Source organism: Beijerinckia sp. L45 (genome assembly GCF_009765775.1).
Lineage (GTDB): Bacteria > Pseudomonadota > Alphaproteobacteria > Rhizobiales > Beijerinckiaceae > RH-AL1.
In genome coordinates, this window is sequence record NZ_LMUU01000217.1 from 2,343 (window position 1) to 10,439 (window position 8,097).

At 66.0% G+C, this 8,097-nt stretch carries 6 protein-coding genes and 1 pseudogene; 6 read left to right on the forward strand and 1 reads right to left on the reverse strand.

Annotated elements, in window-relative coordinates; translation table 11 throughout:
* Positions 1–1,892, forward strand: a 1,892-nt coding sequence (locus tag GSQ79_RS29830) for a carboxyltransferase domain-containing protein (RefSeq protein WP_246725529.1), incomplete at its 5' end; no start/stop codon positions are given.
* Positions 1,893–1,899: 7 nt separating this feature from the next.
* Here GSQ79_RS29830 and GSQ79_RS23410 read toward each other — a convergent pair.
* Positions 1,900–2,817 carry a LysR family transcriptional regulator gene (locus tag GSQ79_RS23410; RefSeq protein ID WP_158811189.1) on the reverse strand — a complete coding sequence of 306 codons (918 nt, stop codon included), beginning with the start codon at positions 2,815–2,817 and terminating at the stop codon, positions 1,900–1,902.
* 104 nt (positions 2,818–2,921) lie between these two features.
* Here GSQ79_RS23410 and GSQ79_RS23415 point away from each other — a divergent pair, with 104 nt between their 5' ends.
* The 5 genes and pseudogenes from GSQ79_RS23415 to GSQ79_RS23440 all read left to right on the forward strand — a co-directional run.
* Complete coding sequence (locus tag GSQ79_RS23415; protein ID WP_158811190.1) at positions 2,922–3,929, forward strand: ABC transporter substrate-binding protein; 1,008 nt, start codon at positions 2,922–2,924, stop codon at positions 3,927–3,929.
* A gap of 15 nt (positions 3,930–3,944) precedes the next feature.
* Positions 3,945–4,766, forward strand: coding sequence for an ABC transporter ATP-binding protein (locus GSQ79_RS23420; protein WP_246725530.1), 822 nt, complete (start codon positions 3,945–3,947; stop codon positions 4,764–4,766).
* A complete protein-coding gene (locus GSQ79_RS23425; protein WP_158811192.1) occupies positions 4,763–5,560 on the forward strand; it encodes an ABC transporter permease in 798 nt (265 codons plus the stop codon). The genes GSQ79_RS23420 and GSQ79_RS23425 overlap by 4 nt, the downstream gene beginning before the upstream one ends.
* 80 nt (positions 5,561–5,640) lie before the next feature.
* A complete protein-coding gene (locus tag GSQ79_RS29135; RefSeq protein ID WP_210253191.1) occupies positions 5,641–7,659 on the forward strand; it encodes a Rieske 2Fe-2S domain-containing protein in 2,019 nt (672 codons plus the stop codon).
* Positions 7,660–7,822: 163 nt separating this feature from the next.
* Positions 7,823–8,097: pseudogene (locus GSQ79_RS23440) on the forward strand (hypothetical protein); the annotation flags it as partial.

Genomic DNA, 8,097 nt, shown 5'->3' on the forward strand with positions numbered 1-8,097 from the left:
GAGCGTACCTTGCGGTGCGCGGCGGTTTTGCGGCGCCCGTCGTGCTGGGGTCGCGCGCGACCTTCGCGCTCGGCGCCTTCGGCGGTCACGCCACCGGCGTGCTGAAAGCCGGCGACGTGTTGCATTTTGCCGACCTGCCGGGGCCGGAGGCGCTCGACGATGCCGCGCCGGCGCCACTGACGCACGACTGGGCGATCGGCGTCGTTTACGGCCCGCATGGCGCCCCGGACTTCTTTCAGGACGCCGATATCGCCGACCTGTTCTCCGCGTCTTACGAGGTTCATTTCAATTCGGCCCGGAGCGGCGTGCGCCTCGTGGGGCCGACACCGCGCTGGGCGCGGCGGGACGGCGGCGAGGCGGGGCTGCACCCCTCCAATCTTCACGACAACGCCTATGCCGTCGGCTCCATCGATTTTACCGGCGACATGCCGATCCTGCTGGGACCGGACGGCCCGAGCCTCGGCGGCTTCGTCTGTCCCGCCGTGATCGCGCGCGACGAGCAATGGAAGATGGGCCAGCTGAAGCCTGGCGATCAGGTCCGGTTCGTCCCGGTGGCGCGCCCGGACGACCCCGCTGCCGGACCGACGCTCGCGAGCGCCCGGGCTGGCGCGCCGGCGATTCGGCGCCCGGTGCCCGATCCCGGCTCCGCCATCGTCGGGCGCGACGAGGCCGGACCGGTGGCCGTGGTTTATCGGCGACAAGGCGACGACAATCTCCTCGTCGAATACGGGGCGATGACGCTCGACATCGCGCTGCGGCTCCGCGTCCACCTTCTCGCCGAGGCGGTTTCCGCCGCCCGCCTTCCCGGTCTTATCGATCTGACACCGGGCATTCGCTCGCTGCAGATCCATTACGACGGCGCGAGGTTGCCTCGGGCGCGCCTGCTGGGGCTCCTTCGGGAGATCGAACAAACCTTGCCGCCAGCCGAGGCGGTGACCGTGCCGAGCCGCATCGTGTATCTCCCGCTGTCGTGGAACGACCCGCAGGCGGCGCTCGCGATGCGCAAGTATCAGGAACTGGTGCGTCCCGACGCGCCGTGGTGCCCCTCCAACATCGAGTTCATCCGGCGCATCAACGGACTGGAGGACGAGGCGGCGGTGCAGCGCATCATCTTCGAGGCCAGCTATCTCGTGCTGGGCCTCGGCGACGTCTACCTCGGCGCGCCGGTGGCGACTCCCGTCGATCCCCGGCATCGTCTGGTCACCACCAAGTACAATCCGGCGCGAACCTGGACGCCGGAAAATGCCGTCGGCATCGGGGGCGCTTACATGTGCATTTACGGGATGGAGGGGCCGGGCGGCTACCAGCTCTTCGGCCGCACGATTCAGATGTGGAACACCTGGCGGACGACGCCGGTATTTCAGCCGGGGACGCCTTGGCTGCTGCGCCCGTTCGATCGCATCCGCTTCTTTCCCGTCGCCCCCGAAGAGCTCGCGGAGGCCCGTGCCGCGTTTCCGCACGGCGCCTATCCCGTACGGATCGAGGAGGGGCGCTTCGATTATGCCGAGCACGCGGCAACGCTTGCTGCCACCGCGCCGGAGATCACGGCCGCGAAGCTCCGACAGCAGACGGCCTACGAAGCCGAACGCGCCCGTTGGAAGGCCGATGGGCACGATACGTTCGTCGTCGACGAGGGGGACCCGGCGGCCGAGGACGGCGTCATCCCCGCAGGCTGCGTCGCGGTCGCGACGACGGTGCCGGGCAGCGTGTGGAAGATCCTGGTGGCGGAAGGGGAAAGCATAGCCGCCGGCCAGACTGTCGCCATCCTGGAATCCATGAAGATGGAGGTCGCGGTCAGTGCGCTGACGTCCGGCCGGGTGCGCGAGATCCGCGTGGCGCCAGGGCGCGTCCTGCGCGGCGGCGACATCGTCGCGGTCGTGGAAGAAACCTGATCGCCGTCTAGGCTTTCACTTCCGCGGCGACGAGCATGCGCCGGAGCTCTTCGGCGACACGGCTCTGGGTCGGGTCGAGCGGGGCCGTCCGCCGCGCGACAAGCCGCAGTTCCTGGTGCTGAAGACCGGCATCGCGCAGCGGCAAGAACACCAGCTCGCCGCGCCGCGTCTCGACCTCCGTCTCGATCTCGCTGAGAAAGGCGATGGTCTCGCCCAGCGTGACCGAGCGCTTCAGCAGCTCCACCGAATTGGTCTCGGCGATCGTTTCCAGCCCGATCATCGAGCGTTCGAATGCCTCGGCGAGGAAGGCGCCGATGGTGATCGAGCGATCCGGGATGACCATGGGATAGCCGAGGCAATCGGCGAGCGCGACGCTTGCGCCCGCGCGCTGCAGGGCGAGGGGATGACCCGGTGCCATCACCGCGCCGATGCGCGAGACCGTGCGCGCCAGCACCCGTAGTTTCGGGTCGGACGGCAGCTGGTAGCCGAGTCCGAGGTCGGCCTCGGCATTGATCATCGCGCTCACCAGGCCGTCGAGCGGCATCGCGCGGATGATCAGTTTTACGTAGGGATGGTTGACCCGCATCCAGCTGACGAGTGGCGGCATCAAAGTGTTCGCGAGACCGCCCATCGTCGCGATGCGCACCAAGCCCCGGCGCTGACCCTGCAGGTCGATGAAGCGCGAGCGCAGCACCGCGTGGTCGCTCAGGGTTTTTCGAATGTGGACGATCAGCAGTTCGCCTGCCACGGTGAGCCGCATCCGCCGCGGCAGTCGCTCGAACAGTTGCACGCCGAACTCGACCTCCAGCGCCAGGATCTGGCGGTTGATCGAGGAGGCGGCGATGCCGAGCCGGTCGGCGGCCCGGCGGATCGAGCCCGCGCGTGCCACTTCGTCGAGATAGAGGAGCATCCGCGAATGCAACAAGGAGGCCTCGAGACCGATACGTAAAAGAGAGCAGACTACGCTCTTTTTGCCGCTTCCAAAATGGCACTCATTTCGCTTCTATCGCCCTGTTCAAGGGGAGACGGATGGTTATGACAGCGACGACACGGCGGCAAACCCTCATCGGCGGCGCGTCTTTGGCGGCCGGCGCGGTCCTGATGCGCCCGCGTGCGGCACGTGCCGCGACGACCAAGATCCGCTTTCTGACAAGCTGGTTCGCGCAAGCCGAGCACGGCGGCTTCTATCAGGCGTTGGCGACCGGCCTCTACGCCAAGGAAGGCCTCGATGTCACGATCGACATGGGCGGCCCGCAGATCAACGGGCTGCAGCTCCTGACCGCCGGCAACGCCGACATCATCATGGGCTACGATATCCAGGTGATGAAGGCGATCGAGAAGAAATTGCCGGTGGTGACCGTCGCCGCCTCGTTCCAGCACGATCTGCAGGGCGTGATGACGCACGAGGACGTCTGCAGCATCGCCGATCTGAAGGCCCACAAGATCTTCATCGCCAGCACCTCGCACACGACGTTCTGGCCTTGGCTGCGTGAGCGCTTCGGGTTCACCGACGAACAGGTCGCCGCCTATACGTTCAACCTGCAGCCGTTCCTGCTCGACCCACAGGCCGCGGTGCAGGCCTATCCGTCCTCCGAGCCGTTCGAGGCGAAGGCCCAGGGCGGCAAGGTCAAGTTTTTCCTCTTTGCCGACGAAGGCTATCCGCCCTACGGTTCGACGATGGTGACGACGCAGAGCCTGGTGCAGACCAATCCCGAGGCGGTGAAGGCTTTCGTCCGCGCCTCGCTGCTCGGCTGGCGCGACTATCTCAAGGATCCGGCGCCGGGCAACGCCCTGATCAAGGCGGCCAACCCGAAGATCACCGACGCGCGCATCGCCTATGCCGTCGACTGGATGAAGGCGCATGACGTGGTGGGATCCGGCGACGCCAAGACCAAGGGCATCGGCGTGATCACGGCGGAGCGCTGGAAGCAAACCTACGACTTCATGGTGAACGGCAAGATCCTCTCGCCCGACACCGCATGGACCAAGGCCTTTACGACGCAATTCGTCGACGGGCTGAACATACTGCCTGCCTGATTGATGGATCTCCGCTTGCCTCTCGCGTCCCCGACCGCAGCACCTGCCGGCGCGGTGCCGGTCGTCGAGCTGCTGTCGGCGGACAAGCTGTTCGCGGATGGAAATCGGGGGGTCGCGCCGATCAGCCTGACGATCGCGCCGGGCGAGTTCGTTAGCCTGATCGGGCCGTCGGGATGCGGGAAGAGCACGCTGCTCAAGCTGATCGCCCATCTCTACGAGCCGAGCGAAGGCCGCATCCTGTGGTGGCGCGGGGCGTTCGACAAGGTCGGCCGGGCCGGGCGGCGTCTCGCTTTCGTGTTCCAGGAGCCGACGCTGATGCCCTGGGCGAACGTGGCGACCAACGTGCGTCTGCCGCTCGATCTCGCCGGCGTCCCGCGTGGCGAGGCGGTCGCCCGCGTCGGGACGGCCCTGGCGCAGGTCGAACTCGGCGACCGAGCGGGCGCGATGCCGCGTCAGCTCTCCGGTGGCATGCGGATGCGGGTCTCCATTGCCCGTGCGCTCGTGACCGACCCGGATCTCCTCTTGATGGACGAACCGTTCGGGGCGCTGGACGAATTCAGCCGCAACCGCCTCGACGAAGATCTGCTGGCGCTCTCCCACGAACGCAGGCTGACGACGGTCTTCGTCACGCACTCGGTCTATGAGGCGGTTTTCCTCTCGACGCGGGTCATCGTGATGGCGGCGCAGCCCGGCCGCATCTTCGCGGAGTACACGATCGACGAGCCGCAGCCGCGCGGCGAAAGCTTTCGCCTCAGCGACCGGTTCGCGGTGCGCTGTCGCGAACTCTCGGGGCTGCTCCACGCGGCCTCGGTCGCCAGCCGCTCGGTGCCGGCATGACGCCGCTGATCGAACGGGCCTGGGTCCGCAACGCGCTCGCGCCGCTCCTCGTCGGAATTTTCGTGCTCATCGTCTGGCAGGCCTTCTGCGTGCTGCGCCACATCCCGCCGTTTCTGTTCCCAGCGCCGACCGACATTGCCGCCAGCCTCGTCGAGAACCTGCCGACGTTGCTGTGGGCGCTTCTCAGCACGATGAAGGTGACGCTGCTGGCCTTCGCGCTGGCGGCCATTATCGGCACGTTGACGGCGTTCCTCTTCGTGCAGAGCCGGGTGATCGAGGTCAGCCTGTTTCCCTATGCGATCATGCTCCAGGTCACGCCCATCGTCGCGGTGGCGCCGCTGATCATCATCCTGGTCAAGGACACGTTCTGGTCGCTGACTTTGTGCGCGACGGTGATCGCGATCTTCCCGATCATCTCCAACACCACGATCGGCCTCCGCAGCGTCGACCCCGGCCTGCTCAGCTATTTCAAGATGAACAAGGCGTCGCGCTGGCAAGTGCTGTGGCGGCTGCGCATTCCCAGCGCCCTGCCGTTCTTTCTCGCCGGCCTGCGCATTTCCAGCGGGCTTGCGCTGATCGGCGCGGTGGTCGCGGAATTCGTCGCCGGCACCGGCGGCCGCAGTGCCGGCCTCGCCTACGAGATCCTGCAATCGAGCTTTCAGCTCGATATACCCAGGATGTTCGCGGCGCTCGTGCTGATCACGGTGACCGGCGTGCTTCTGTCGGCCTGCATGGCCCTGCTGAGCAATTTGCTGCTCGGCTGGCACGATAGCGCGATGGAGGACGGGCGATGAACGCCCGGCCAAGTTAACCCGGAATACAAATCTTCGCGCAGTCATGGTGGCCGGGCGCGACAATCGTTGGAGCAACAACGATGTTGACCACACAGCAAAATCTCTTCCGCAAATTCTGGCATGCCGTCATGCCGGTTCACGAGCTCGCCGACGGGCCAAAGCCCTTCAAGCTGATGGGCATCGAAATCGTCCTGTTTCTCGATGAGACCGGCGAGCCGAAGGCGCTGCGCGATCGCTGCTGCCATCGCACCGCGCGCCTCTCCAAAGGCTGGTGCGAGAAGGGCAACATCGTCTGCGGCTATCACGGCTGGACCTATGACGGCAGCGGCGCTCTCGTCCGCGTGCCGCAGTACGACGCCGATCAGCCGCTGCCGAACGTCAAGGTCGACGCCTACTTCTGCATGGCCCGCTACGGCTATGTCTGGGTCTCGATCGAGGAACCGATCGAGGATCTCTTCGACATTCCGGAGGATCGCGACCCCGCCTTCCGCCGCATCTTCCAGTTTTACGATACCTGGAAGACCGCGCCGATGCGGATGATGGAGAACTCCTTCGACAACGCGCATTTCGCCTTCGTGCATGCGGGCACGTTCGGTAATGCGGCGCAGCCGAAACCGAAAAGCTACGACGTGATCGAGACGGACTACGGGTTCTACGCCGCGTCCACCGTCGACATCGTCAATCCGCCGGAAGCGCACGAGGTCACGGGCGACCGCAATCCGTTCACCCAGCGCAAGATGGAGAACCATTGGTATCTGCCGTTCTGCCGGCGGATGGACATGGAATATCCGAGCGGCGTCCGCCACATCATCATCAACTCGGCGACGCCGATCGACGACGAGCACATCCAGCTGATGCAGCTCCTCTACCGCAACGACCGCGAAGAGGATTGTTCGACGGCAAAGCTCATCGCGTGGGATCTGAAGATCACCAACGAGGATAAGGATGTTCTCGAAAGCACCGATCCCGATGCCACGCTCGACCTCTCGACGAAGATCGAGAGCCACATGGCGTCCGACCGGCCGGGCATCATCATGCGCAAGCGCCTGCTCGATCTGCTGCGGCAGAACGGCGAGGACGAGATCCGTCGCACGCCCGAGCCCGTCCGGGCGCCGGGCAAGTCTGGCCTCATGCTGCGCGGACCCGGCGCGACCGGCACGATCCAGGTCGTCATCGACAAGGTGACCCGCGAGGCCGAACGCGTCGTGTCGCTCGAACTCGTCGCCGAGAAGGGTGAATTGCCGCCGTTCGAAGCGGGCGCGCATATCGACATGCATGTGGCGACCGGGATCGTCCGGCAATATTCGCTTTGCAGCGATCCTGGCGATCGCAGTCGCTACACGATCGCCGTGCTGCTCGAGGCGGCGTCGCGCGGTGGCTCGCAGACCATCCACGACGCTTTCCACGTCGGGCGCCGCGTCCGCATCACGCGGCCGCGCAATCACTTTGCCCTGGCGGAGGCGCCGCGCCACGTTCTGATCGCCGGCGGCATCGGGGTCACGCCGCTGCTCGCGATGGCGCACACGCTGCAGGGGCAGGGCGCCGACTTCTCGTTTCATTATTGCGCGCACAACCGGCAGACCGCACCGTTTCTCGATGCGCTCGAACGGGGTCCGCTGGGCAATCGGCTGCACGTTCATCTCGGCGCCGAAGCGGCCACACCGCGCTTCGATGCGGTCGCCGTTCTGGCGGCGGAGCCGGCCGCCCACGTCTACGTCTGCGGGCCGTCGCGGCTGCAGGACGGCGTGATCGCCGCAGCTGAGTCGCTGCAGTGGGATACGTCGCGCATCCACCGCGAACATTTCACCGCCGATGTTGACCGCAAAGGTGATCCGTTCACCGTCGTTGCGGCGCGAAGCGGCCTGACGGTCGAAATCCCGGCCGATCGCAGCATCGCACAGGTACTTGCCAAGAATGGGATCGAGGTCGCCGTGTCCTGCGAGCAGGGCGTCTGTGGCACCTGCGTGACCCGTGTGCTCGAAGGCGAGGTCGACCATCGCGACCTCTTCCTGTCGGAAGCCGACAAGGCCGGCAACAGCGCGATCACCGTCTGCTGTTCGCGGGCCGGGAAGGGTGCGACCCTTGTTCTGGACGTGTAGGGGGCCATGGGCCGGCCTGCCGCTGATGCCACAATCCACGGGTGGCGGCGCTGCAGCATTCGTGCTCCAACCCGAATCGGACGGTTCGGAGCAATTGAGTGCTGTTAACAGCATCGGTGCGGTCGGGATCGGGCGGGGCTGCGCAACGCCGTGGAGTCGATAAGTGGCTGATATCGAGGACAAGCTCGGCCCGGCCGAGGAGGCGCGCGCGCTCAAGGATCAGATCCTTGCAATGGTTGGGCGCTATGCCGAATTGGCGCACAAGACGCGCGACTTCGCGCCGGGAACATCGTTCATTCCGGTATCGGGCAAGGTTTTCGGCGCGCCGGAGCTGCAGTCGCTCGTCGAATCATCGCTGGACTTCTGGCTGACGACCGGGCGGTTCAACGAAGCCTTCGAAGGCCGGATGCGGACGTTCTTGGGGCGTAAATACGTGCT

Coding starts and splice junctions, on each gene's coding strand:
- GSQ79_RS23415 (WP_158811190.1), top strand. CDS start 2,922: ATGGTTATGACAGCGACGACACGGCGGCAAACCCTCATCGGCGGCGCG.
- GSQ79_RS23425 (WP_158811192.1), top strand. CDS start 4,763: ATGACGCCGCTGATCGAACGGGCCTGGGTCCGCAACGCGCTCGCGCCG.
- GSQ79_RS29135 (WP_210253191.1), top strand. CDS start 5,641: ATGTTGACCACACAGCAAAATCTCTTCCGCAAATTCTGGCATGCCGTC.